22 protein-coding genes are annotated in these 25,655 nt (G+C 36.6%); 20 read left to right on the forward strand and 2 right to left on the reverse strand.

Going from position 1 to position 25,655, the window contains the following annotated elements:
- The first annotated feature begins 432 nt into the window (after positions 1–432).
- The gene (rny, locus tag G8Y85_RS00065) at positions 433–1,992 is read left to right on the forward strand and encodes a ribonuclease Y (protein WP_060550931.1); all 1,560 of its coding nucleotides are present in this window, start codon (positions 433–435) and stop codon (positions 1,990–1,992) included.
- Between the two features lie 243 nt (positions 1,993–2,235).
- On the opposite strand, the gene G8Y85_RS00070 is transcribed toward rny, so the two are convergent.
- Positions 2,236–2,454, reverse strand: coding sequence for a hypothetical protein (locus tag G8Y85_RS00070; RefSeq protein ID WP_037564606.1), 219 nt, complete (start codon positions 2,452–2,454; stop codon positions 2,236–2,238).
- Positions 2,455–2,642: 188 nt separating this feature from the next.
- On the opposite strand from G8Y85_RS00070, the gene G8Y85_RS00075 reads away from it, so the two are divergent.
- From G8Y85_RS00075 to hfq, 19 genes are all read left to right on the forward strand, one after another.
- Positions 2,643–3,026, forward strand: a complete 384-nt coding sequence (locus G8Y85_RS00075) for an ArsR/SmtB family transcription factor (RefSeq protein WP_060550932.1) — start codon at positions 2,643–2,645, stop codon at positions 3,024–3,026.
- Positions 3,007–5,157: a heavy metal translocating P-type ATPase gene (locus G8Y85_RS00080; RefSeq protein ID WP_165805227.1), complete on the forward strand. Its 2,151-nt coding sequence runs from the start codon at positions 3,007–3,009 to the stop codon at positions 5,155–5,157. The genes G8Y85_RS00075 and G8Y85_RS00080 overlap by 20 nt, the downstream gene beginning before the upstream one ends.
- Positions 5,158–5,290: 133 nt before the next feature.
- On the forward strand, positions 5,291–6,082 hold the full coding sequence (locus G8Y85_RS00085) for a TIGR00282 family metallophosphoesterase (protein WP_060550934.1): 792 nt from the start codon (positions 5,291–5,293) through the stop codon (positions 6,080–6,082).
- Positions 6,083–6,194: 112 nt separating this feature from the next.
- A complete protein-coding gene (locus G8Y85_RS00090) occupies positions 6,195–7,955 on the forward strand; it encodes a 2-oxoacid:acceptor oxidoreductase subunit alpha (RefSeq protein ID WP_060550935.1) in 1,761 nt (586 codons plus the stop codon).
- Positions 7,956–8,822 carry a 2-oxoacid:ferredoxin oxidoreductase subunit beta gene (locus G8Y85_RS00095; RefSeq protein WP_103345375.1) on the forward strand — a complete coding sequence of 289 codons (867 nt, stop codon included), beginning with the start codon at positions 7,956–7,958 and terminating at the stop codon, positions 8,820–8,822.
- Between the two features lie 70 nt (positions 8,823–8,892).
- On the forward strand, positions 8,893–9,189 hold the full coding sequence (locus G8Y85_RS00100; protein ID WP_107368336.1) for a thiamine-binding protein: 297 nt from the start codon (positions 8,893–8,895) through the stop codon (positions 9,187–9,189).
- A 109-nt stretch (positions 9,190–9,298) separates the two neighbouring features.
- The gene (gene miaB, locus G8Y85_RS00105) at positions 9,299–10,840 is read left to right on the forward strand and encodes a tRNA (N6-isopentenyl adenosine(37)-C2)-methylthiotransferase MiaB (protein WP_107401299.1); all 1,542 of its coding nucleotides are present in this window, start codon (positions 9,299–9,301) and stop codon (positions 10,838–10,840) included.
- Complete coding sequence (locus tag G8Y85_RS00110) at positions 10,840–11,220, forward strand: YlbF family regulator (RefSeq protein WP_103345378.1); 381 nt, start codon at positions 10,840–10,842, stop codon at positions 11,218–11,220. The genes miaB and G8Y85_RS00110 overlap by 1 nt, the downstream gene beginning before the upstream one ends.
- A 4-nt stretch (positions 11,221–11,224) precedes the next feature.
- On the forward strand, positions 11,225–11,734 hold the full coding sequence (gene thiW, locus G8Y85_RS00115) for an energy coupling factor transporter S component ThiW (protein ID WP_165805228.1): 510 nt from the start codon (positions 11,225–11,227) through the stop codon (positions 11,732–11,734).
- A 255-nt stretch (positions 11,735–11,989) separates the two neighbouring features.
- Complete coding sequence (gene mutS / locus G8Y85_RS00120) at positions 11,990–14,581, forward strand: DNA mismatch repair protein MutS (protein WP_481864902.1); 2,592 nt, start codon at positions 11,990–11,992, stop codon at positions 14,579–14,581.
- A 12-nt stretch (positions 14,582–14,593) separates the two neighbouring features.
- Complete coding sequence (gene mutL / locus G8Y85_RS00125) at positions 14,594–16,543, forward strand: DNA mismatch repair endonuclease MutL (RefSeq protein WP_165805230.1); 1,950 nt, start codon at positions 14,594–14,596, stop codon at positions 16,541–16,543.
- A gap of 10 nt (positions 16,544–16,553) precedes the next feature.
- Positions 16,554–17,087, forward strand: a complete 534-nt coding sequence (locus G8Y85_RS00130) for a glycerol-3-phosphate responsive antiterminator (protein ID WP_103345382.1) — start codon at positions 16,554–16,556, stop codon at positions 17,085–17,087.
- A 24-nt stretch (positions 17,088–17,111) separates the two neighbouring features.
- Positions 17,112–18,143 carry a S66 peptidase family protein gene (locus tag G8Y85_RS00135; RefSeq protein WP_165805231.1) on the forward strand — a complete coding sequence of 344 codons (1,032 nt, stop codon included), beginning with the start codon at positions 17,112–17,114 and terminating at the stop codon, positions 18,141–18,143.
- 206 nt (positions 18,144–18,349) lie between these two features.
- Positions 18,350–19,165 carry an MIP/aquaporin family protein gene (locus G8Y85_RS00140; protein WP_060550945.1) on the forward strand — a complete coding sequence of 272 codons (816 nt, stop codon included), beginning with the start codon at positions 18,350–18,352 and terminating at the stop codon, positions 19,163–19,165.
- A 68-nt stretch (positions 19,166–19,233) separates the two neighbouring features.
- Entirely contained in the window at positions 19,234–20,736 is a 1,503-nt protein-coding gene (gene glpK, locus G8Y85_RS00145) for a glycerol kinase GlpK (RefSeq protein WP_103345384.1), read from the forward strand.
- 123 nt (positions 20,737–20,859) lie between these two features.
- Complete coding sequence (locus G8Y85_RS00150) at positions 20,860–22,533, forward strand: glycerol-3-phosphate dehydrogenase/oxidase (protein ID WP_105988931.1); 1,674 nt, start codon at positions 20,860–20,862, stop codon at positions 22,531–22,533.
- Positions 22,534–22,816: 283 nt separating this feature from the next.
- The gene (locus tag G8Y85_RS00155; RefSeq protein ID WP_103345386.1) at positions 22,817–23,749 is read left to right on the forward strand and encodes an alpha/beta hydrolase; all 933 of its coding nucleotides are present in this window, start codon (positions 22,817–22,819) and stop codon (positions 23,747–23,749) included.
- 5 nt (positions 23,750–23,754) lie between these two features.
- Entirely contained in the window at positions 23,755–24,711 is a 957-nt protein-coding gene (gene miaA, locus G8Y85_RS00160) for a tRNA (adenosine(37)-N6)-dimethylallyltransferase MiaA (RefSeq protein WP_107370832.1), read from the forward strand.
- Positions 24,704–24,910 (forward strand): RNA chaperone Hfq, encoded by a 207-nt coding sequence (gene hfq, locus G8Y85_RS00165; protein ID WP_037564566.1) that lies wholly within the window; start codon positions 24,704–24,706, stop codon positions 24,908–24,910. The genes miaA and hfq overlap by 8 nt, the downstream gene beginning before the upstream one ends.
- 137 nt (positions 24,911–25,047) lie before the next feature.
- Here the strand turns inward: hfq and G8Y85_RS00170 are convergent, their stop codons facing one another.
- Entirely contained in the window at positions 25,048–25,521 is a 474-nt protein-coding gene (locus G8Y85_RS00170) for a glutathione peroxidase (RefSeq protein ID WP_060550949.1), read from the reverse strand.
- Positions 25,522–25,655: the final 134 nt, after the last annotated feature.

A 25,655-nucleotide genomic window follows, 5' to 3' on the forward strand; every position in this document is an offset into this window, starting at 1 on the left:
TACAAGTAATCCATGTCATGTGGATTTAGAGGTAATGTTGTATATATGTATTGGTTGTGACGATACGCAAGCAATTTGATATGGACGTTGTAACTCAAAAGCCTTCAAACTTCTTAAGCGAATAGCTTTGAATTTTGAAGGCTATTTTATATATTCAGTCCAATCTACGGCAGCTGCATTAATGAAACCATACTAAAAATGATATTTTCAAATCAATTTTGTATTCTTTGATTATTAAATGACGCTTCCTACTACATATCAACTATAATTAATCTACGCTGATTAAAATGTTTGATATAGATACTGTCAGATACCTTGATTTTTCATTGTTCAAAACGTACAATTAAATGTGTATGGTCCTTATTTTTAATCTTATAATCTTATAGATTTATTGACATACAGTTTCAAATCCTAGAAAAAGGAGGTGTTTGTGTGAATTTATTAAGCCTCTTACTCATTTTGCTGGGTATGATTCTAGGAGTTGTTGTAGGGTATCTGATTGCCCAAAATGTAATGCGTCAAAAGCAGATTCAAGCACGTAATACTGCTGAAGATATTATTGAACAAGCCAATAAAGAAGCAGAGAATCTCAAAAAAGAAAAATTAATTGAAGCTAAAGAAGAAAACCAAATTCTAAGAGAACGTACTGAAAGTGAACTTAGAGAACGACGTGGTGAACTTCAAAGGCAGGAATCCCGACTTCTTCAAAAGGAAGAGAACTTAGAGCGCAAATCTGATCTTTTAGATAAAAAAGATGAGATTTTAGAGCAAAAAGAATCTAAACTTGAAGAAAGACAACAACACGTAGATGCAAAAGAGAGTAGTGTTCAATCAATAATAATGAAGCACGAACAAGAATTAGAACGCATCTCCGGTCTCACTCAAGATGAAGCACGTCAAGAACAATTAGCACGTGTTGAAGACGAGTTGTCACAAGATATTGCAATATTGGTTAAAGAAAAAGAAAATGAAGCAAAAGAACAAGTTAATCAAAAAGCGAAAGAATTGCTTGCAACAGCGGTGCAACGTTTTGCTGCAGATCATACGTCAGAATCGACAGTTTCTGTAGTTAATTTACCTAATGATGAAATGAAAGGACGTATCATAGGCCGAGAAGGTCGAAACATACGTACACTTGAAACTTTAACAGGCATTGATTTAATTATTGATGACACGCCTGAAGCTGTCATATTATCTGGTTTCGATCCAATTCGCAGAGAAATTGCAAAAACTGCACTTAATAACTTGGTTTCAGATGGTCGTATTCATCCAGGTCGTATTGAAGATATGGTTGAAAAAGCGCGTCGTGATGTCGATGAAATCATTCGTGATGCAGGAGAACAAGCCACATTTGAATTAAATATTCACAATATGCATCCAGATTTAGTTAAAATCCTTGGTCGTATGCATTACCGTACAAGTTATGGACAAAATGTATTAAAGCATTCCATCGAAGTTGCATATCTTTCTGGTATGTTAGCTGCTGAATTGAATGAAGATGTGACGTTAGCGAAACGTGCAGGTTTACTTCATGATGTTGGAAAAGCAATTGACCATGAAGTAGAAGGCAGCCATGTTGAAATTGGTGTAGAGCTTGCGAAAAAATATGGTGAATCTGAAACAGTGATTAATGCGATACATTCTCATCATGGTGATGTAGAACCAACTTCGATAATCTCAATTTTAGTTGCGGCAGCAGATGCTTTATCCGCTGCGCGACCAGGTGCAAGAAAAGAAACGCTTGAAAACTATATTAAACGTTTAGAGCGTCTTGAACGTATTTCTGAGAATTATGATGGCGTTGAAAAAGCCTTTGCGATACAAGCCGGTCGAGAAATACGTGTGATGGTCTCACCTGAAGATATCGATGATTTAAAAGCACACCGTCTTGCTAGAGACATCAAAAACCAAATTGAAGATGAGTTACAATATCCTGGTCATATCAAAGTGACAGTCGTTCGTGAGACGAGAGCAATAGAATATGCAAAATAATAAAAAAGCAGTGTTACTTCTAGTAACATTGCTTTTTTTGATTCAAATCTTGTCACATTAAAAAGGGGTTAGGAGCAATCAATATTGAATTGATCTATGTCCCTCCCTTGAAGATATTAAAGTTAAAAAATTAAGTGTAACCTTATGTTTATATGTTAAATGATAGTTAAATATATATTATTAAAAAAAGAGCAATAGTAGAACTAAAAAAGTGCTACATTGCTCTTAATAAAACGATTTATATTAATGTGTTAAATTCAACTCTGTATCATGTAATTCCTTTAAAGCGCCTGCCGTATCATAGCAATTTGATGAAATATTTGTATATCTTTCAGCTAGTCGATAGGCATGGATATATAATTCAATGCTCTCTTTCGCAATATCCTCTGGATTATCCTTTTTTGATGGATTCGCTCCGACGACAAGTTCTGCAAACGTTTCAGGATCAATTGAAATTGACATAAATATGAATACAACTCCTATAATTTTTTGACATACTACAAGTTAAATCTTGAAGTATGTCTTTATTATATTGTTTACCCAAATCATTTCATTTAAATCATGGGTTTTCATTCAAGTAATGACTTGATTGTATGGTAAAAAATCGTTATACTACATTCAAATACATACTTGAATGAGAGGTGGTTCAATTGGTTAAAGAGATACCAACATGCGAATCATGGTCAATAGATGAAACGAGAATTAAAGAAGCGAAGGAAGCAATTGATCAAGCACCAATTAAAGATGTGAGCCAAATGTTTAAAAGTATTGCTGATTTAAATAGAGCAAAAATGACATATGCATTATGTATACATGAAGAATTATGTGTATGCGATATCGCTACGTTACTCAACATTACAGTAGCAAATGCCTCACACCATTTGCGCCTTTTATATAACAATGGAGTAGTCACATACCGTAAAGATGGAAAACGAGCGATGTATCGTATTTATGATGAACATATTAGACAAATTATGTTAGTATCTATCGAACATAAGGAAGAAGTGACATCAGATGAAACAACACACATATAATGTTGAAGGTCTGTCATGTGCCCATTGCGCAAATAAATTTGAGCAAAAGTTAAATCAACTTGATTCAGTACAATCGGCACAAGTTAATTTCGGAGCATCAAAAATTTACGTAACTGGTCAGCCAACGCTCGATGAATTAGAGGAAGCAGGTGCATTTGAAAACTTAAAAATTTCTGATAGTACACAGCATTCTTTAAAAGATGACTATGTTAATCAAGAGAAAAGCGTAGAACCGATGTCATGGTGGCATAAATGTAAGTTATTTTATCAAAAAAATGGTGTAATTTGTTTTGCGATTTTACTTATCATCTTAGGGTATCTTTCAAAGTGGTCAGCAGGTGAGCATCAACTCATTACGATTACTTTATTTGCAACGTCGATTGTAATTAGCGGTGCGTCACTATTAAAACAGGGTTTTAGAAATTTAATGCACTTAGAATTTGATATGCATACGCTCATGACTATAGCGGTCATAGGCGGTGCAATCATAGGTGAATGGGGAGAAGTAGCGGTTGTTGTCGTGTTGTTTGCTTTAAGTGAAGCGCTAGAAACGTTTACGATGGATAAAGCAAGACAATCTATGCAATCTTTAATAAAAATGAGACCTGAAACTGCCTATCGATTAGTGGGCAATGATGTTGAACAAGTAGACGTTAAAGATGTCAACATTAACGATATTTTATTGATTAAACCTGGACAGAAAATTCCTTTAGATGGCATTATTCATAAAGGCGCATCAACGATTAATCAAGCCGCAATAACTGGAGAATCTGTCCCTGTAGATAAAGGGGAAGGAGATGACGTTTTTGCAGGGACATTGAATGAAAGCGGTGTATTAGAAGTATCTGTATCAAAACTTGCATCCGATTCAACCCTATCTAAAATGATTCAATTGGTTGAACGTGCGCAAGTAAACAAAGCACCTGCTCAAGCGCTTATTGAAAAATTTGCCAAATACTATACCCCATTAATTATGCTGATAGCACTCGGTGTCGCTATTTTACCGCCCCTATTGTTTCATGCTGAATGGCATATGTGGTTGTATCAAGGGCTATCTGTACTTGTCATCGGTTGCCCTTGTGCATTAGTTATTGCGACACCTATTGCAATTATTTCCAGCGTGAGTAATGCCGCAAAACATGGCGTATTGATTAAAGGTGGGATACATTTAGAGCAACTGAATCGCATTAAAGCCATTGCATTGGATAAAACAGGTACGTTAACACAAGGTCACCCAGAAGTCTCACATATTGAAATGTTAGAAGATCGTATTGAACGGTCTACACTTTTAAAACATGTCGCGGCCATTGAAGCGATGTCTATGCATCCGATTGCACGCGCAGTAGTGAATTATATTCAAAAAGAGGTGGAGTTATCTCATTTTGAAGTGACTGAATTTCAATCTCAGACAGGTGTATGTGTCACAGCTACTGTAGATGCTTCACAATATTGTATAGGAAAACCGCAACGTTTTGACTTAAACGATGCTGTGGAGTGGCAAAATAAAGTTAAGCAATATGAGACCTCGGGACATACAGTTATTTTAGTTTCCCAGAATGATGTGATTACGATGTTAATAGCGCTTAAAGACCGCGTGCGTCCAAATGCTCAATGGAGCTGTAAGCGTTTAAAAGATATAGGGATAAAGCATATTGAGATGCTAACTGGAGACAATACGGCAACAGCTAAAAGTATAGCGCAAGAAATCGGTGTGACTCATTTTAAAGCGAATCAATTACCTGAAGATAAAATGACACGTATGAGTGACTTAAAACAACACTATAGAAATGTCGCGATGGTGGGCGACGGTGTCAATGATGCCCCAGCTCTAGCCAATGCAACTGTTGGAATTGCTATGGGCGCTGCAGGTACTGACACTGCAATTGAAACTGCAGATATTGCTATTTTAAATGATGATATTTCAAAACTTCCATATACTTTTAAGTTGAGTCGTCATACAATGCGAATTATTAAAATGAACATTCTCATCGCAATTGGTTTAAAAATCATTGCATTATTGCTTGTTATTCCAGGGTGGCTCACGTTATGGATTGCAATATTTTCAGATATGGGTGCGACTTTACTCGTAGGTTTAAATGCATTGAGGCTACTGTACATTAAACCAGAATAAGCATGATTGAATCACATTGACATGGTGTGTGAACCCGTTACAATAAAATAGTATAAGAAATCATGCGTAGGATAGTAGCAAACTTAAAAGCTATTAACGCATAAAACTTCTTACTAGAGAGGATATTACTTAAATGAGAATACTATTTATTGGAGATATCGTAGGTAAAGTAGGACGTCAAACGTTAGAGACGTATTTACCTAAATTAAAACAACATTATCGTCCTACAGTAACGATTGTCAATGCTGAAAATGCAGCGCATGGTAAAGGACTCACTGAAAAAATTTATAAACAATTGTTAAGACAAGGCGTAGATTTTATGACCATGGGCAATCATACGTACGGTCAACGTGAAATTTATGATTTTATTGATGATGCATCACGTCTCGTACGACCAGCTAACTTTCCCAGTGAAGCCCCTGGGGTAGGCATGCGTGTCATTAATATTAACGATAAAAAGTTGGCAGTCATTAATTTACAAGGGCGTAGTTTTATGCCTATGAGTGATGATCCATTTAAAACTGCGGATCAACTGATTACACAAGCTAAAAAAGAAACCGACTTTATTTTTGTGGATTTTCATGCTGAGACAACATCGGAAAAGTATGCGATGGGATGGTACTTAGATGGACGTGTCAGTGCTGTTGTCGGCACACACACGCATATTCAAACGTCAGATGAGCGTGTTTTAACGCATGAAACAGCTTATATCACTGATGTAGGAATGACTGGGTATTACGATGGTATTTTAGGAATTAATAAAGATGAAGTCATCAAACGATTTATTACAAGTCTACCTCAACGCCATGTTGTCCCTGATGAAGGGCGTGGTATTTTATCTGGTGTTATCATTGATTTGAAGTCAGATGGTACAGCAAAGTCGATTTCTAGAATTCTAATTAACGATGACCATCCATTTTCGTAATAGTATCGTCCATTAGTATGAATTTTAATAAAACCCGTGATTTGTAGAGGCAAATCACGGGTTATTTTGATATGATATTAATTGAATTTAAACGTGCAGGAGGCTCATTTTAATGAAATCACAAGTATCATGGAAAGTCGGCGGTCAACAAGGTGAAGGTATTGAATCTACAGGTGAAATCTTCGCTACGGCAATGAACCGTAAAGGATACTATCTCTACGGCTACCGTCATTTCTCTAGCCGTATTAAAGGTGGCCATACTAATAACAAAATTCGTGTCTCTACTACACCTGTACATGCGATTAGTGACGATCTTGATATTTTAGTAGCATTTGATCAAGAAACGATAGCGCTCAATCATCATGAAATGCGTGAAGACAGTGTAATATTGGCTGACAGTAAAGCAAAACCTGTAAAGCCAGAAGATTGTAAGGCTCAATTGGTTGTTTTACCTTTTACAGAGATAGCGAAAGAATTAGGTACACCACTGATGAAGAATATGGTTGCGATTGGTGCTACTTCAGCTTTAATGCAACTTGAATCATCAACATTTGAATCATTAATTCAATCTATGTTTGAGAAAAAAGGAGACAAAGTGGTTAACCTCAATGTTGAGGCGCTTCATAAAGGCTATGAACTTATGACACAACACATAAGTGATATTGAGGGAGATTTTGTTTTACAAGAAGGTAGCGGGACGCCACACCTTTACATGATTGGTAATGATGCTATTGGATTAGGCGCGATTGCGGGTGGGTCTCGTTTTATGGCAGCTTATCCTATTACACCGGCATCTGAAATCATGGAATATATGATTGAGCATTTACCAGAAGTCAATGGTACAGTGATTCAAACTGAAGATGAAATTGCTGCGGCAACGATGGCCATTGGTGCCAATTATGGTGGTGTGCGTGCTTTCACCGCATCCGCTGGACCAGGTTTATCTTTAATGATGGAAGCGATTGGCCTATCTGGTATGACTGAAACGCCACTTGTAATTATGAACACGCAACGTGGTGGCCCATCTACAGGGTTACCTACGAAACAAGAACAATCAGATTTAATGCAAATGATTTATGGTACCCATGGCGATATTCCGAAAATTGTTTTAGCACCAACTGATGCAGAAGATGCATTTTATCTTACAGTTGAAGCATTTAACCTAGCAGAAGAATATCAATGTCCAGTTATTTTATTAAGTGATTTACAATTATCTTTAGGTAAACAAACAGTTCAAAACTTAGATTATCAGCGTATTGAAATTCGCAGAGGTGCGACAATGATGGATACGATAGAACGCGATCCAGATGATAAGGCGTACTTTAAGCGTTACGCACTTACGGAATCAGGTGTGTCTCCAAGACCAATTCCTGGTGTGAAAGGCGGTATACATCATGTAACTGGTGTCGAACACAATGAGGAAGGAAAACCGAGTGAAGCAGCGAGCAATCGTCAGGCGCAAATGGATAAACGTATGCGCAAAACGGAACACTTACTCATTAATGAGCCAGTAGAAGGTGACGACTTGAATGAAGAGGTTGATGTATTATACCTTGGTTTTATCTCCACAAAAGGTGCGATTCAAGAAGGGGTACAACGTTTAAAAGAAGCGGGGCATACTGCACATCACTTGCAGTTACGTCAATTACATCCATTCCCATCAGAAACAGTTCAAAAAGCTGTCAACAATGCGAAAAAAGTCGTCGTAGTAGAACATAACTATCAGGGGCAATTAGCTAACATTATTAAAATGAATGTTCAATTAGGCGATAAGTTAATCAAACAAACGAAATATGACGGCACGCCATTTTTACCTAAAGAAATTGAAGAAAAAGGATTAGAAATTGTGAATCAATTAAAGGAGCGAGTTTAATTGGCAACTTTTAAAGATTTTAGAAATAATGTAAAACCAAACTGGTGCCCAGGATGTGGAGATTTTTCAGTACAAGCTGCCATTCAAAAAGCTGCTGCTAATGTAGGATTGGAGCCTGAAGAGGTTGCGTTAATTACTGGTATCGGTTGTTCAGGACGTTTGTCAGGTTATGTAAATTCTTATGGGGTACATTCAATTCATGGACGTGCATTACCTTTAGCGCAAGGTGTGAAAATGGCAAATAAAGATTTAACAGTGATTGCTTCTGGCGGTGACGGCGATGGTTATGCGATTGGTATGGGGCATACGATTCATGCTTTACGACGAAATATGAATATTACGTATATCGTCATGGATAACCAAATTTATGGATTAACGAAAGGTCAAACATCACCATCATCGGCCCCCGGCTTTATTACTAAAACAACGCCTAAAGGAAATATTGAACAAAATGTAGCGCCATTAGAACTTGCATTATCATCTGGCGCAACGTTTGTTGCACAAGGTTTCTCAAATGATATTAAAGGGCTCACTAAAATGATTGAAGATGCCATTCAACATGATGGTTTTTCATTTGTTAATGTGTTTTCCCCTTGTGTCACATATAATAAAATCAACACATACGATTGGTTTAAAGCGCATTTAACAAGCATTGACGATATCGAAGGTTATGATGCATCCAATAAACAACAAGCGATACAGACAGTGATTGAACATGAATCTTTATTAAAAGGCATTGTTTACCAAGATACAGAAACGCCATCATATGAATCACAAATTGAAGGTTTAAGCGACCAACCACTCGCGCATCAAGATTTAAAATTAGAAGAAGCACAATTCGAAGCATTAACGAAACAATTTATATAATTACTCAAGCACTCATTTACCGTCTTTGACTCAATGAGTGCTATTTTTAGATGAAGGGAGGCGTATGATTATGGTAGATACGTTAATGAGTATTCAAATTATTCCTCAAACACCTCAAGGAAAAAACGTTATACCTTATGTTGACGAAGCGATAGCTGTGATAGAAAAATCCGGCTTAAATTATCGTGTAGGGCCCCTTGAAACAACAATAGAAGGTGATATGAGCGAATTGCTCATTTTAATTCAACATATTAATGAGCGTATGGTGGAGTTAGAAGTGAGTAGCGTGATCAGTCAAGTGAAGTTTTATCATGTTCCTGAAGGAATAAGTATGGCGACATTAACTGAAAAATACGATGATGTTTAATCTGTCATGTGCGTTTCAAGACCATAGGGCGCATTCAATTTCATTTTGCACTTTTTCTTGATTTTTAATATAATGTACTAATGATATATGGGCAGAAAGGGTTTTGCATGTGAATGAAGAACAAAGAAAAGCGGGCACATTAGATGTGCTTTCGCGACGTAATGATAAAGAAAAAGATTATAGTAAGTACTTTGAACACGTTTATCAACCCCCAAGTTTAAAAGAAGCCAAAAAACGTGGTAAAGAAGAAGTGGCGTATAATAGAGATTTCCAAATTGATGAAAAATATCGTGGTATGGGTAAAGGGCGTACATTCTTAATTAAAACTTATGGCTGTCAGATGAATGCACATGACACAGAAGTAATGGCTGGAATTTTTACTGCATTAGGCTATACACCGACAGAAGATGTGAATGTAGCGGATGTCATTTTATTAAATACGTGTGCAATTCGTGAAAATGCAGAGAATAAAGTGTTTGGCGAAATCGGTAACTTAAAACATATTAAACAAGAACGCCCAGATTGTTTGATTGGTGTTTGTGGTTGTATGTCACAGGAAGAATCAGTAGTCAATAAAATTTTAAAATCTTACCAAAACGTTGATATGATTTTTGGAACACATAACATTCATCGCCTCCCTCAAATTTTAGAAGAAGCATATTTATCTAAAGCGATGGTTGTGGAAGTTTGGTCTAAAGAAGGCGATGTCATTGAAAATCTACCTAAAGTACGTGAAGGTCGTATTAAAGCATGGGTGAATATTATGTATGGTTGTGACAAATTCTGTACATATTGTATTGTTCCTTTTACTCGAGGTAAAGAACGTAGCCGTCGCCCACACGATATTATAGAAGAAGTTCGTGACTTAGCGCGTCAAGGTTACCAAGAGATTACGTTACTTGGTCAGAATGTTAACTCATATGGTAAAGATTTAGAAGATCTTGATTACGGTTTAGGTGATTTATTAGAAGATATTGCTAAAATTGACATTCCTCGCGTACGCTTTACTACAAGTCACCCTTGGGACTTCACAGATCGTATGATTGAAGTGATTGCCAAAGGCGGCAATATTGTACCGCACATTCATTTGCCAGTCCAATCTGGTAATAATCAAGTGCTTAAAATTATGGGACGTAAATATTCACGTGAAAGCTATTTGGATTTAGTTCGTCGCATTAAAACTGCGATTCCAGATGTGGCACTTACAACTGATATTATCGTAGGCTATCCTAATGAAACGGAAGAACAATTTGTAGAGACGCTTACCCTTTATGAAGAAGTAGGCTTTGAGCATGCTTATACGTACTTATATTCTCAACGTGATGGTACACCTGCAGCTAAAATGAAAGATAATGTGCCTACAGATGTAAAAAAAGAACGTCTGCAACGTTTAAATCGTTTAGTTGGGGAATATTCAGCACGTGCATTGGCGCAATATGAAGGTCAAACAGTTAAAGTCCTTTGTGAGGGTGCGAGTAAAAAAGATGAACATGTGTTAGCAGGCTATACTGAAAAGAACAAGCTCGTTAACTTCCGTGCACCAAAAGAAGTTATTGGCAAAATTGTTGATGTTAAAATTGTTGAAGCGAAACAATTCTCATTAAATGGTGAATTTGTAGGCGTTTCTGAAGGTGCAATGGTGACGCAATAATGTTTAAAAAGGATGATATTATCCTCCGTGCCAAAGCACTTAGCGCTGACATTGAGGCTTTAGATGTGATTCAAAATTATAGACATATAGAAGCGCAAATACATCATCATCCGCAAATTGCCAAACATATGGATGCGTTGAAACAGAATCAAAAGCAATCCGTAAATTTCCAAAATTATAATAAACCCAACGCATATGAGCGCTCAGAAGAAACCATTTCTAATATTCGCGCTGAAATTGATGCGTATCCTATTGTAGGTCAATTTAGACAATCTCAAGAGGAAGCTAATGAAACGCTCCATCTCATAATTGAAACTTTAGCAACCAGACTTCAAGGTGCACATCACTTCTCTGGTTCTACACATCGTAAAGAGGAGTGATACTTTGAACAATAAAAAACTTACATTAACGGCACTTTTTATCGCGGTTAATGTTCTATTAAGTACAATTGTGGTCATTCCAATTGGTCCGTTTAAAGCAGTACCTGTGCAACATTTTATTAATGTATTGAGTGCGGTTATTTTAGGTCCATGGTTTGGACTGGCACAGGCATTTTTATCGTCACTCATTCGTTTACTTCTAGGTACAGGTACGCCGTTTGCATTTCCAGGAAGCATGGTGGGGGTTTTAGTCGCAAGTTTATTTTATTACGTGAATAAACATTTATTTGTAGCTTCAATTGGTGAAGTGATTGGCACAGGGATTATTGGAAGTTTACTTTGTATTCCTATAGCGTGGTTGATAGGTTTTGATGGTATGATGATTAAACCACTCATGGCGACGTTTTTATTATCGAGTCTAGTTGGCGCTTCATTAAGTTATGTGCTCTTGATAATATTAAAAAAGCGACATAAGTTGCCTAATTTAGATAAAAAATCAAAGCGCAAATTTTAAATATATGATAAAGATGGGGGATGTAATCTTCCATCTTTTTTTATAAATTCCTGTCAAATATCGCTATAATATTATCAACCAGGTAACCGATGCCGTGTGTGCCAAGTTTAATGTCGTATAGTGAGACTATGAACACCACATTGAATATGACTTCCTAACATTCGAGTCAACGTTTGAAATCTGTTAAACTAATTACATTATTAAGTTGAGAAATAGAAGGAAAGTGAAAAAATAATGACAACAGTCACGCCTATGATGAAACAATATTTAAATATAAAATCGCAACACACAGATGCTTTACTTTTTTTCCGCTTAGGAGATTTTTATGAATTATTTTATGATGATGCGGTGACCGCTTCTCGTGTGTTAGAAATTACATTAACGAAACGAGATGCAAAAAAAGACAATCCCATTCCAATGGCTGGTGTACCTTATCATTCTGCGGATGGGTATATTGAAACATTAATACAAAACGGTTTCAAAGTGGCAATATGTGAACAAATGGAAGATCCTAGACAAGTAAAAGGGATGGTTAAACGAGAAGTTGTTCGCGTCGTAACGCCAGGCACTTTGATTGAGAGAGGCGGCATCGATGAATCCCAAAATAATTATATTGTAAGTTTTATACACCACAATAATCAATATGCATTAAGTTACTGTGATGTGAGTACAGGTGAACTCAAAGTCACACATTTTGAAGATCCAAGTACATTAATTAATGAAGTAACGACAATCCAACCCAATGAAATTGTAGTGGACCAACCACTTACTGACGAATTGAAACGTCAATTCAGCATGATTACAGAAACGGTAACTGTCCGCGAATCTTTATCAGACTCTACATATAAGGTAAATACCATTTCGCATCCTGCAATGACACGCGCCGTTCACATCTTACTAGATTATATTTTTGATACGCAAAAACGTGATTTATCCCATATTGAAGAAGTTGTTACATATCAGGCGTTAGATTATATGAAAATGGATTTTTACGCGAAACGCAATTTAGAATTAACGGAGAGTATTCGCTTAAAGTCAAAAAAAGGTACATTGTTATGGTTAATGGATAAAACGAAAACACCAATGGGAGCGAGACGTTTAAAACAATGGATTGATCGGCCATTAATTCAACGTTCTGATATTGAACAACGACATGATGCAGTTGCGCAATTGATTAATCATTTTATAGCGCGAGATACTTTAAGAAGTTATTTAAACGAAGTGTATGATATCGAGCGTTTAGTGGGACGTGTGAGTTTTGGAAACGTCAATGCAAAAGATCTTGTGCAATTAAAACATTCTATTGCACAAATTCCACTCATCAAAGCGTTACTTGAAACGATTGATTCTGATGCAGTTGCACATTTTAATGCGCTTGAACCATTGGATGATTTGCTACATACCCTACAAGAAAGTTTAGTAGACGAGCCTCCATTATCAGTAAAAGAAGGTGGCTTATTTAAAGAAGGGTATCATACGCAACTGGATGAATACTTAGATGCTTCACGTAATGGTAAAACATGGTTAGCAGAATTACAAGCTAAAGAGCGTGAGCGAACAGGCATTAAATCATTAAAAATTAGTTTTAACAAAGTATTTGGGTATTACATTGAAATTACACGTGCAAACCTTACCCAATTTAACCCAGCAGAATATGGTTATGAGCGTAAACAAACACTCGCAAATTCCGAGCGTTTTATTACAGACGAATTAAAAGAAAAAGAAGCTATTATTTTAGGGGCGCAAGAAAAATCTGTTGAGTTAGAGTACGCGCTTTTTACTGAATTACGCTCATATGTAAAAACATTTACTGAACGGTTACAACAACAAGCGAAAATGATTTCCGAATTGGACTGTTTACAAAGCTTTGCAGAAATTGCACAAGCTTATAATTACGTTAGGCCTACATTTAGTCATGACCAAACATTGGATTTAAAAGCATCGCGTCATCCAGTGGTTGAGCGTGTAATGGACTATAATGATTATGTGCCAAATGATTGTTATTTAGATGCATCTGAATTTATATACTTAATTACTGGCCCTAATATGTCTGGGAAATCAACGTACATGCGCCAAGTTGCAATCATTAGCATTATGGCTCAAATGGGCGCGTATGTGCCATGTGAATCAGCGGTGCTTCCGATATTCGATCAAATTTTCACACGTATTGGTGCTGCTGATGATTTGGTGTCGGGTAAGAGTACGTTCATGGTAGAAATGTTGGAAGCACAAAAAGCATTGAAACATGCCACGCCGAACAGTTTAATTATATTTGATGAAATCGGACGGGGTACGTCAACATATGATGGTTTAGCATTAGCACAAGCTATGATCGAATACGTTGCAGAAACATCAAAAGCTAAAACGTTGTTCTCGACACATTATCATGAACTAACTGAACTTGAAGCAGCGTTACCAAGTTTAAAAAACGTACATGTTGCAGCAAACGAATATAAAGGCGAGCTGATATTTTTACACAAAGTTAAACCGGGTGCGGTTGCACATAGTTATGGTATACAAGTCGCGAAGCTTGCAGACTTACCTGAAGCAGTGATTTCACGCGCTCAAGTCATTTTAGATGCTTTTGAATCAGATTCGAATACATCTGCGTATCAGCAGCATGTACATCCGAAACATTTAGATATCAAAGATGGTATTGAGGACGAGGTCACAACATACGACCCTAAAACACCAGATGCACGCATAGAGCAAGCTACCTTTAATTTATTTGAAAATGAAATGACAGAAAGTGAAATTGAACAAGAAATTAAAGATTTGAATATATCACAAATGACCCCAATTGATGCATTAATTAAACTAAATGAATTACAAAATAAACTTAAATAGAAGGTGATGGATATGGGGCGCATTAGAACCTTACACACGTCACTCGCCAATAAAATCGCTGCCGGCGAAGTGGTTGAAAGACCGAGTTCAGTCGTGAAGGAATTACTAGAAAATAGTATTGATGCCGGTGCAACTGAAATCAATATTGAAGTTGTAGAGTCTGGCATTGCTGAAATTCGTATTGTCGATAACGGTTCTGGCATTGAAGAAGAAGATTTACCGTTAGTTTTCCACCGTCATGCAACGAGTAAGTTAGTCGAAGATGATGATTTATTTCATATTCGTACGTTAGGATTTCGTGGTGAAGCATTAGCGAGTATTGCATCAGTAGCTAAAGTGACATTGCAAACCTCAACTGATGGCATAGATGGTTATGAAGTATATGCTGAAGATGGTGTAATCCATGAACAAAAACCAGCTAAAGCGAGACGTGGAACAGATATCAAAGTCACATCATTGTTCTACAATACACCAGCAAGACTTAAATACATTAAAAGTTTATATACAGAATTAGGTAAGATAACGGATATTGTGAATAGAATGGCGATGAGTCATCCACACATTCGTATGACCTTAAAAAATGATGGTAAGACGATGCTACAAACGAATGGTTCTGGTCGCACAAACGAAGTCATGGCTGAAATTTATGGTATGAAAGTCGCTCGTGATTTAGTTGAAATTACAGGTGAAACGAGCGACTATCGTATTCATGGGTTTGTAGCAAAGCCTGAACATTCCAGAAGTAATCGACATTATATCTCTCTTTTTATTAATGGACGTTACATTAAAAATTTCGTGCTGAACAAAGCTGTTCAAGAAGGTTATCACACGTTACTTACAATTGGTCGGTTCCCAATTGTCTACATTAATATAGAAATGGATCCCATTCTTGTCGATGTCAACGTACATCCTACAAAATTAGAAGTACGTTTATCCAAAGAAGAGCAATTGTATTCATTGATTGTTGAAAAAATAAAAGCAGCATTTAAGCAAAAAGTGCTGATTCCTAAAAACGATTTGAGTGCCAAATATCAACCTAAAAAGGTATTAAAACAGTTTGAGCAACAAAAAATGGCATTTGATCAACAACATATTGAAAAAAATCCGCCCAACTCCAAAATTGAAGAAACGAATGTGGAAGAACCTTCATATAAAGAGGATGCAACAACAGAAGTAACAAATAATTCTACGCCTTCGTCAGAGGAATATACGAATGATGCGCATCAATCGTATGATAAACATCATTACGCTACATCGAATGATCAGGTGGATGCCTATACACAGGCGCAACGAGATATTTTATCCGGTATGGGTGCGCAATATGATACTTCAGATAGTCAGCCATCAATGTCTGAGGATAACGCGAAACAATTCACACCGCGTATTCCTTATATGGAAGTGGTCGGTCAAGTGCATGGTACTTATATTGTGGCTCAAAATGATGAAGGAATGTATTTAATTGATCAGCATGCAGCACAAGAGCGTATAAAGTATGAATACTTTAGGGATAAAATTGGAGAAGTCAGCAATGAAAATCAAAATTTACTCATTCCTTTAACGTTTACATTTACAAAAGACGAACAACTTTTTATAGAAGAAAATATAGAAGCCCTACAACGTGCGGGAATCTTTTTGGAACCTTTTGGGGGGCACGACTATATTGTGAATAGCTATCCAGTATGGTTCCCTCAAGAAGCGGTAGAAGAAACCATTAAAGACATTATTCATTATGCATTAGAACATAAAACGGTTAACATCGCTAAATTTAGAGAAGAACTTGCGATTATGATGAGTTGTAAAAAATCAATTAAAGCCAATCATTATTTGAAAAACAATGAAATGGCAGATTTAATCAATCAACTCCGTCAAATGGAAGACCCATTTACATGTCCACATGGCAGACCCATTATCATTAACTTTACAAATTACGAATTAGAACGACTTTTTAAACGTATACAATAAGGGGGCAATCATGAAACCAAATATATTACCTGCAATACGATCAATGAAAAGTCTAGAAAAATTGACGCAAACCGATTACAAAACATGTGTGATTCTTGATACGCACATCGGTCATCTTAAAAGTATGATGCAGTTTATTCATAGTAAACATTTGCACCCGTTTATTCATATCGATCTAATAAAAGGTATGAGTCATGATGAATATGCGTGTGAATACATTATTCAATCGTATAAACCAAAAGGTATTGTGTCGACAAAATCAAAGGTTATTAAGAAAGCAAAGGCATTAGGTGTCATCACGATATTTCGCGTGTTTATTATTGACAGTCATGCGCTTGAACGAAGTATCAGTTTAATTCAACGTATTGAACCAGATTTTGTTGAGGTTCTTCCAGGTATCGCGAATAAAGTTATAGAACGTATTTACAACGAAACAGGTGTAAAAGTGATTGCAGGTGGATTAATCAGTACAGAACAAGAAGTAATTTCAGCAATAGAAAGTGGCGCAACATATGTGACAACAAGTGAAGAACGTTTGTGGTAATCATGAAACAAAGGGGAGATTGAAATGATTAAACCAAAACCATTAAGTAAAGGTGATACCATCGCAATTGTTTCACCATCATCAGGATTAGCAGGCGAACCAACTATAAAGTGGCGTACTGAACAAGGTATACGCTATATTGAACAAATGGGCTATCGTGTCAAAGTGATGCCCGAAGCGCTAAACACCATTCAGTGGAATTATGACCACCCTGAATTACGTGCTCAAACATTGATGGAGGCATTTCAAGACGATGAAGTAAAAGCAATTTTATGTACGATTGGTGGTTATGAGTCGGTACGTATCATTCCATTTATTGATGATGCAGTGATTCAACAAAATCCCAAAATTTTTATTGGGTATTCAGATATAACGCCATTACATCTCTATTTTAATCGGTTAGGATTAACAACTTTCTATGGCCCAGCTTTACTCACAGACTTTGCAGAAAATGGGGGTGCTGACGCTTATACGATGTCGGCACTTTTCTCTTTAATTAGCGAGGATAAACCGTTTGGTCCACTTCAACCAATCCCTTATTTTCGGAAGTTTGGTCTGAAATGGGAAGCACATTTACGACATTTCGAACGCGAAAAAATACCCGCTAATGATATTACAGTTTTACATGGTCAAGGCACTGTGTCAGGCTCGTTAATTGGTGGTTGTTTCGAGTCGCTTGATAAATTAAGAGGAACAACGTATTTTCCCCCAATAGATGCCTTTAACAATGCGATTTTATTTATCGAAACATCTGAAGTCCATACACCACAATGGTCGTTTGAAGAATCACTTCGCACATGGGGGCTTATGGGGGTACTCCAACGCATCAATGCTTTAATTGTGGGACGACCACATGACGGCGTCCTTCAAAATGAGTATCATGCCTCTATTTTAAAAGTGTTAAAAGAATTTCATGAAAATGACTTGATTGTTGTAGTCAATGTTCCTATTGGTCATAATGAACCTAAAGCGACATTACCATTAGGCATTCATGCAACTGTACATACAGATCCGTGTAAAATTTCAATTGATGCTTCGGCAGTAAGTCACAAATAACCTTAAATTTTAGAGTGTTTTGTAATGAAAATTGTAAAGCGCGTTTTAATCCTTTGAAATGTTATTGACAACGCTTACATCGAGATGTAATATTAAAAACAAGTTAATAGATGAATCGAGACGCTAGAGACTTCTTCGCACGTGTTATTAATAATAGTAATACGGTCAGCTAGGGGTCTTTTTGTCTTTTCAAGGGAGGAAAAATAATGAATATCTACTTAGCTGAGTTTATCGGAACCGCCATTCTACTATTAATGGGTGGAGGCGTTGTTGCGAATGTTGTATTACGTAAATCTAAAGGTGAAGGTGCTGACTGGATTGTGATCGCAATTGGTTGGGGTTTAGCCGTTACTTTAGGTATTTACGCAGTAGGAAACTTTTCGGGTGCTCATCTTAACCCAGCTGTAACATTGGCATTTGCGGTAACTGGTGATTTTCCATGGTCGCAAGTTCCAGGATTTATTATTGCACAAATTTTAGGTGGTATTGTAGGTGCCGTACTCACGTGGTTGACGTATTTACCACACTGGCGCGCAACTGAAGATAAAGCGGCTAAATTAGGTGTTTTTTCAACAGCACCTGCGATTCGAAATTACACAGCAAACTTTATCACAGAGATTATTGGTACTGCTGTTTTAACATCTGCATTGTTATTTATTGGAACAAACAAATTTACAGATGGATTGAATCCTGTCATTGTTGGTTTATTAATCGTAGGGATTGGGGTAAGTTTAGGTGGTCCAACAGGATATGCCATCAACCCAGCTCGTGATTTAGGTCCTCGTATCGCGCATGCAATTTTACCAATTCATGGTAAAGGACATAGTGACTGGCAGTATGCGATTGTTCCTATTTTAGGGCCAATTACTGGTGGTATTTTAGGTGCTGTCATTTATAGATTGTTTTTCCAAGGTACATTCGATGTATGGACAATTGTTGCTGTCGTACTATTAGTGGGTACATTAGTGTTAGGTAGTATTTTAAACAAAAAAATTAAACATGAAGATTTTGGTGCTATCTAAACATACAAATGGCAAGCTATGATTGCCTATGTGATTAAAACATGAGTGATAATGGGAGGTAACATATTATGGGAAAATATATTTTATCAATTGACCAAGGGACGACAAGTTCAAGAGCAATATTGTTTAACGAGAAAGCAGAAATTGTGGGAGTAGCGCAACGTGAATTTAAGCAACACTTTCCAAAATCTGGTTGGGTTGAACATGACGCGAATGAAATTTGGACATCTGTATTGTCTGTTTTAGCTATCGTGTTAAATGAAAATAACGTTAGAGCTTCAGAAATTGCAGGTATTGGCATTACAAACCAACGTGAAACAACAGTTGTTTGGGATAAACATACTGGACGTCCAATCTATAATGCGATTGTTTGGCAATCCCGCCAAACACAAGCAATTTGTGAAGAACTTAAAAATGGTGGACATGAAGACACATTCCGTAAGAAAACAGGATTGTTACTTGATCCATACTTCTCTGGAACGAAAGTAAAATGGATTTTAGATCATGTTGAAGGTGCGCGAGAAAAAGCAGAAAATGGTGATGTGTTATTCGGCACGATTGACTCTTGGTTAGTTTGGAAGTTATCAGGCGGTAAAGCACACGTAACAGACTATTCTAACGCGAGTCGTACATTAATGTATAACATTCATGACTTACAATGGGATGATGAATTATTATCACTCCTTGATGTTCCAAAAGCCATGTTACCTGAAGTAAAACCCTCAAGTGAAATTTATTGTGAAACAATTGATTATCACTTCTTCGGTCAAAAGGTTCCTATTGCAGGTATTGCAGGTGACCAACAAGCAGCATTATTTGGCCAAGCTTGTTTCGAAAAAGGAGATATTAAAAATACTTACGGTACAGGTGGATTCATGTTAATGAACACTGGCGAAGAAGCAGTGACTTCAGAGCATGGTTTATTAACAACGATTGCCTATGGTTTAGATGGTAAAGTGAATTATGCGCTTGAAGGTTCAATCTTCGTTTCAGGCTCAGCAATTCAATGGTTACGTGACGGATTACGTATGATTAATTCAGCGCCCCAGTCTGAAGATTACGCGAAACGTGTGGATTCTACTGAAGGTGTGTATGTTGTTCCTGCTTTTGTTGGTTTAGGTACACCATACTGGGATTCAGAGGCACGTGGGGCCATCTTTGGATTAACACGTGGTACAGAAAAAGAACATTTCATTCGTGCGACATTAGAATCACTATGTTATCAAACACGCGATGTGATTGAAGCGATGGCACAAGATTCAGGTATTGAAGTGAACAGTTTACGAGTTGATGGTGGCGCAGTAAAAAACAACTTCTTAATGCAATTCCAAGCTGACTTAGTGAACGTTTCAGTGGAACGCCCTGAAATTAACGAAACAACGGCGTTAGGTGCAGCATATCTTGCAGGTATTGCTACAGGATTCTGGAGAAATAAAGATGAAGTAAGCAATAACTGGAAATTAGAAAAATCATTTGAACCACAAATGGCTGCTAAAGATGCCAATAAATTATACAAAGGTTGGCAAAAAGCAGTTGAAGCAACGAAAGTCTTTAAATTAGACGAAGCATAAGTCGTATGCTATACTGTAGATAAGTTAATAGTTTACTCGAGAAGAAGAGAGATTTTGTCGTAAAACTTTATGTTAAAGTATATGGGCGGAGTCTCTCTTTTTATCATTATAGGAGGCGTTTTTATGGGACGTTTATCAACGTTACAACGTGATTCAGTTAAAGAAAAAATGCAACAAGAAGAATATGATTTAGTCATTGTCGGGGGCGGCATTACAGGTGCTGGCGTCGCTTTAGATGCATCAGCACGAGGTATGAAAGTAGCTTTATTAGAAATGCAAGACTTTGCATCAGGTACAAGTTCTCGTTCAACAAAACTTGTGCACGGTGGTTTAAGATATTTAAAACAATTCCAAGTCGGTGTGGTAGCTGAAACTGGTAGAGAGCGTGAAATCGTATATGAAAATGGACCACACGTGACAACACCAGAATGGATGTTATTACCAATGCATAAAGGCGGTACGTTCGGTAAATTTTCAACTTCTATCGGTTTAGCTGTTTATGATCGTTTAGCTGGTGTCAAAAAATCAGAACGTAAACGTATGTTGAATGTTCAAGAAACAAAAGATAAAGAACCACTCGTCAAACAAGATGGTTTAAAAGGTGGTGGCTATTACGTAGAATACCGTACAGATGACGCACGTATGACAATTGAAGTCATGAAAAAAGCGGCTGAATTTGGTGCAGATATCATTAACTATGCTAAAGTAAGCCAATTTTTATATGACAATCATAATAAAGTAAATGGTGTACGTGTCATTGACCGCATTAAAAATGAACAATTTGAAATTCACGGTAAAAAAGTAGTTAATGCAACCGGACCTTGGGTTGATGAGGTGCGTAGTAATGATTACTCTAAGAACAACAAAGAATTACGTTTAACGAAAGGCGTACACGTTGTATTTGATGAATCAAAATTCCCTTTACATCAGGCAGTTTATTTTGATACAGAAAAAGATGGTCGTATGATTTTTGCGATTCCTAGAGAAGGTAAAACATATGTCGGTACAACAGATACATTTTACAATAACGACAAAGCCAGTCCTTTAGTCAACCAAGAGGATCGTGATTATTTAATCAATGCGATTAACTACATGTTCCCAACAGTACATGTCAAAGATGAAGATATCGAATCAACATGGGCAGGTATTCGTCCGTTAATTCTAGAAGAAGGTAAAGATCCATCTGAAATTTCACGTAAAGATGAAATTTGGGAAGGAGATTCTGGATTATTAACGATTGCTGGCGGTAAATTAACAGGTTACCGTCATATGGCTAACGAAATAGTGGACCGTGTTGCGAAACGCTTGAAACAAGAGTATAAATTAGAATTTAAACCAGCGAATACGAAGAATATCCCAATGTCAGGCGGAGATGTTGGCGGCAGTAAAAACTTTAAATCTTTTGTAGATGAAAAAGTGAAATTGGCTAAAGGTTATAACTTGGATGAAAACGTCGCACGTAAGTTAGCTAAAAAGTATGGTTCTAATGTCGATGAATTATTTGCACTTACTCAAGCGGCACAACATCAAAGTACAGGACTACCTTTAGAAATGTACGTAGAATTGTTATATGGCGTTCAAAATGAGTTGGTTGTAAAACCGACTGACTTCTTAATTCGTCGTACAGGAGCGCTTTACTTTGATATCGAATCTGTTCAAAAATATAAAGATATTGTCACTAATGTTTTAGCAGATTTAGTTGGCTACGATGACAATACTAAGGCCGTATATAAACAAGAATTAGAAGATGCGATTACACATGCAATTCATGGACAACATCAAACAGCCACAGTGTAAAACAAATTAATATTAAGATTTAAAAAAAGAGTAGGATATAAATCTCTAAGATTATATCTTACTCCTTTTTAATTGAAGAAGTAAACTCGTTGAAAATTAGTATGATTCAAGAGTAGGCGATGTGATTTGAGGTTTGAATTTAAGTTGAATCCATGATTTTTAATTAAGGAGCGTATAACGATAGTAGGATAATTTGTTGTATAAAATATGAGAAACGTGTTTGTAATGAAAACCTGTGGTAAAGTTGAAGTATGAGATGGGTATGGAAAGGTGGATTTATACAATGGTTAAGAAAGAAACCATGAAAATAGCGTTATCTGATGAAACCATATTAGAAGTGAAAATTGACCGTGCAGATCATGAGGCTGTAGGGATTGTACATGTTTTTCATGGTATGGCAGAACATATGGATCGGTATGAACGTCTTGTTACGCAACTGAATCAGCAAGGCTATCATGTGATTCGACATAATCATCGTGGTCATGGTAAAGCGATTAATACACTCCGAGGGCACTTTAATTCTGTCGATGAAGTGGTTCATGATGCGTATGAAATCAAAACGACGCTACAGCCAACTATCAATGAGACGCTACCTTACATTATTTTAGGACATTCGATGGGTTCTATTATCGCACGTCGTTATGTTCAATTATACCCAAATGATGCTGATGGTTTAATTTTGACGGGTACCGCGCTCTATCCAAAATGGAAGGGTTACATCAATATCATTGCATTAAAAATTGTCACGTTATTTACAGGTAAAAAGCGGCGCCTAAAATGGATTAATGACCTTGTCACTGGCTCCTTTAATAAAAGTTTCAAACCAACACGTACACCTAGTGATTGGATTAGTTCGGATGAACATGAAGTGGATGTTTTCATACAAGATCAATATACTGGCTTTTTAGTTTCAAACCAATTGGTTTATAGTGTGATGCATCATATTATGAAAACTGCACAATTAAAAGAAATTGCTAAGATGAATCCAGAACTCCCAATTTTACTTATTGCTGGTAAAGCGGATCCGTTCGGAGATTATGGCAATGGGATACGTCGGTTAGGTAAGACATTAAAAAGAGGCGGCATCAAGCATATTACTGTACAGCTTTATAAACAAAAGCGACACGAAATTTTATTTGAGAAAGATAAGGAAGCGGTATGGCGTCATATGTTAGACTGGATGAGTCGTCAAATTATAAAGAAAAAAAGTGAGTGAATCAAGTGAGTGAAAAAAAGCCCTTTTTAATCGTTATCGTTGGGCCAACAGCGAGTGGGAAAACAGAACTAAGTGTGGAACTTGCCAAAAAAGTAAATGGTGAAATTATTAGTGGAGACTCCATGCAAGTGTATCGACATATGGATATTGGAACCGCAAAAATCACATCAGATGAAATGCAAGGCATACCGCATCATTTAATTGATATATTATCACCTGATGAAACGTTTACCGCTTATGATTTTCAACAACGTGTGAAACCGTTAATTGATGAAATAACTCAAAGAGGTAAAGTTCCGATTATAGCTGGGGGGACAGGCCTTTATATTCAATCAGTTATTTATAATTATGAATTTGAAAATGAAGAGGTTTCAACTGAAAAAGAAGCTGAAGTGGCTAAAAAAATGCGTCACCTTAGTACCTATTCAAATGAAGCGTTACATGATTATTTAGGAACATTTGACCCTGAGTCTCAAGCCAATATTCATCCGAATAATCGTCAGCGCGTTGAGAGAGCGGTTTCATACTATTTGAAGACGAAAAAAATTTTAAGTAATCGCAAGAAAAGTCACCAATTAACAGAAAATTATGATACATTATTACTAGGGATAGAAATGTCGCGCGATACATTGTATCATAGAATAAATAAACGTGTAGACATTATGTTGTCTCAAGGTTTAATGGACGAAGTGCAACACCTTATTGAATTAGGTTATGAATCATGTCAAAGTATGCAAGCGATTGGCTATAAAGAATTAGTACCCGTCGTGCATAATGAGCTTGAAATAGACCAGGCAGCAGAATTGTTAAAACAGCATTCAAGAAATTATGCTAAACGACAATTAACGTGGTTTAAAAACAAACTTAATGTTCATTGGTTAGATAGAGAGAGAATGTCACTTCCAGAAATGCTAGATGATATTTTAACCCAAATAAACAAAAGGAGAAATGAACATGTTTGACAAACAAGATATTCAAGAAACGTATCTCGAAAACTTTAAAACTGAGGAAAAGGAATTAACAGTCTTCTTAACGAATGGTTTTCAATTAAGAGGTACAATTGCAGATTATGATCAGCATGTGGTTGATTTTCTTTCTCAAGGAAAACATCATTTAATCTATAAACATGCCATTAGTACATTTCTTGAAGGTACGAACTAAGCGAAGTGCACAGTTTTTAGTTTAAATGAATGTAAAGACGTAGTTGGTCTATAACTAAAAAACGAATTTCATAATGCTGGAAACAAGAAACGATCCCCCTTTGTGTTTGCTGAACACGATGGGGGATCATTTATGATTTACAATAAATTTTCTATGGCATTAGATAATTGCAGCGGTTGTTTTTGAGGTGAAAACCGCTTGATAACTTGACCCTCACGATTAATTAAAAATTTTGTGAAATTCCATTTGATTTTTTCGTTCAATATCCCTGATTGCTGTGACTTTAAATATTGGAATAGTGGGTGAGCATTAGCGCCATTTACCTCGATTTTTTGATGCATTGGAAATGTAACGCCATAATTTAATTGACAGTTTTGCATGGCTTCAGCACCTGAACCAGGTTCTTGGTGACCAAATTGATTACACGGAAATCCAAGTACGATAAACCCCTGATCTTTATATTTGTCGTAAAGCGCTTGCAAGTCTTTAAATTGAGGAGTGAAGCCACATTCACTTGCGGTATTTACGATTAACATCACATCTCCTTTATATTGAGATAACTTATAAGTATCCCCATTAGAGCGTTCAACTTCAATGTCATAAATATTCATTTATAATCACCTCTTATTTTTTAAACTTTAAGTTTGTATTTGAATTAAATATATCATATTGGAAGCGCATAGTCTTAAGCGGGCGTTTGTGATAAAATACACGATGGTACGTTGTATAGAAACGAGGTGACTGA

The organism is Staphylococcus sp. 11007852 (assembly GCF_011394325.1).
Lineage (GTDB): Bacteria > Bacillota > Bacilli > Staphylococcales > Staphylococcaceae > Staphylococcus > Staphylococcus agnetis.

Coding starts and splice junctions, on each gene's coding strand:
- mutS (WP_481864902.1), top strand. CDS start 11,990: ATGAAACAATATTTAAATATAAAATCGCAACACACAGATGCTTTACTT.
- G8Y85_RS00090 (WP_060550935.1), top strand. CDS start 6,195: ATGAAATCACAAGTATCATGGAAAGTCGGCGGTCAACAAGGTGAAGGT.
- mutL (WP_165805230.1), top strand. CDS start 14,594: ATGGGGCGCATTAGAACCTTACACACGTCACTCGCCAATAAAATCGCT.
- glpK (WP_103345384.1), top strand. CDS start 19,234: ATGGGAAAATATATTTTATCAATTGACCAAGGGACGACAAGTTCAAGA.
- G8Y85_RS00080 (WP_165805227.1), top strand. CDS start 3,007: ATGAAACAACACACATATAATGTTGAAGGTCTGTCATGTGCCCATTGC.
- G8Y85_RS00085 (WP_060550934.1), top strand. CDS start 5,291: ATGAGAATACTATTTATTGGAGATATCGTAGGTAAAGTAGGACGTCAA.
- G8Y85_RS00130 (WP_103345382.1), top strand. CDS start 16,554: ATGAAACCAAATATATTACCTGCAATACGATCAATGAAAAGTCTAGAA.
- G8Y85_RS00155 (WP_103345386.1), top strand. CDS start 22,817: ATGGTTAAGAAAGAAACCATGAAAATAGCGTTATCTGATGAAACCATA.
- G8Y85_RS00070 (WP_037564606.1), bottom strand. CDS start 2,454: ATGTCAATTTCAATTGATCCTGAAACGTTTGCAGAACTTGTCGTCGGA.
- G8Y85_RS00170 (WP_060550949.1), bottom strand. CDS start 25,521: ATGAATATTTATGACATTGAAGTTGAACGCTCTAATGGGGATACTTAT.
- G8Y85_RS00135 (WP_165805231.1), top strand. CDS start 17,112: ATGATTAAACCAAAACCATTAAGTAAAGGTGATACCATCGCAATTGTT.
- G8Y85_RS00140 (WP_060550945.1), top strand. CDS start 18,350: ATGAATATCTACTTAGCTGAGTTTATCGGAACCGCCATTCTACTATTA.
- hfq (WP_037564566.1), top strand. CDS start 24,704: ATGTTTGACAAACAAGATATTCAAGAAACGTATCTCGAAAACTTTAAA.
- G8Y85_RS00110 (WP_103345378.1), top strand. CDS start 10,840: ATGTTTAAAAAGGATGATATTATCCTCCGTGCCAAAGCACTTAGCGCT.
- G8Y85_RS00100 (WP_107368336.1), top strand. CDS start 8,893: ATGGTAGATACGTTAATGAGTATTCAAATTATTCCTCAAACACCTCAA.
- G8Y85_RS00150 (WP_105988931.1), top strand. CDS start 20,860: ATGGGACGTTTATCAACGTTACAACGTGATTCAGTTAAAGAAAAAATG.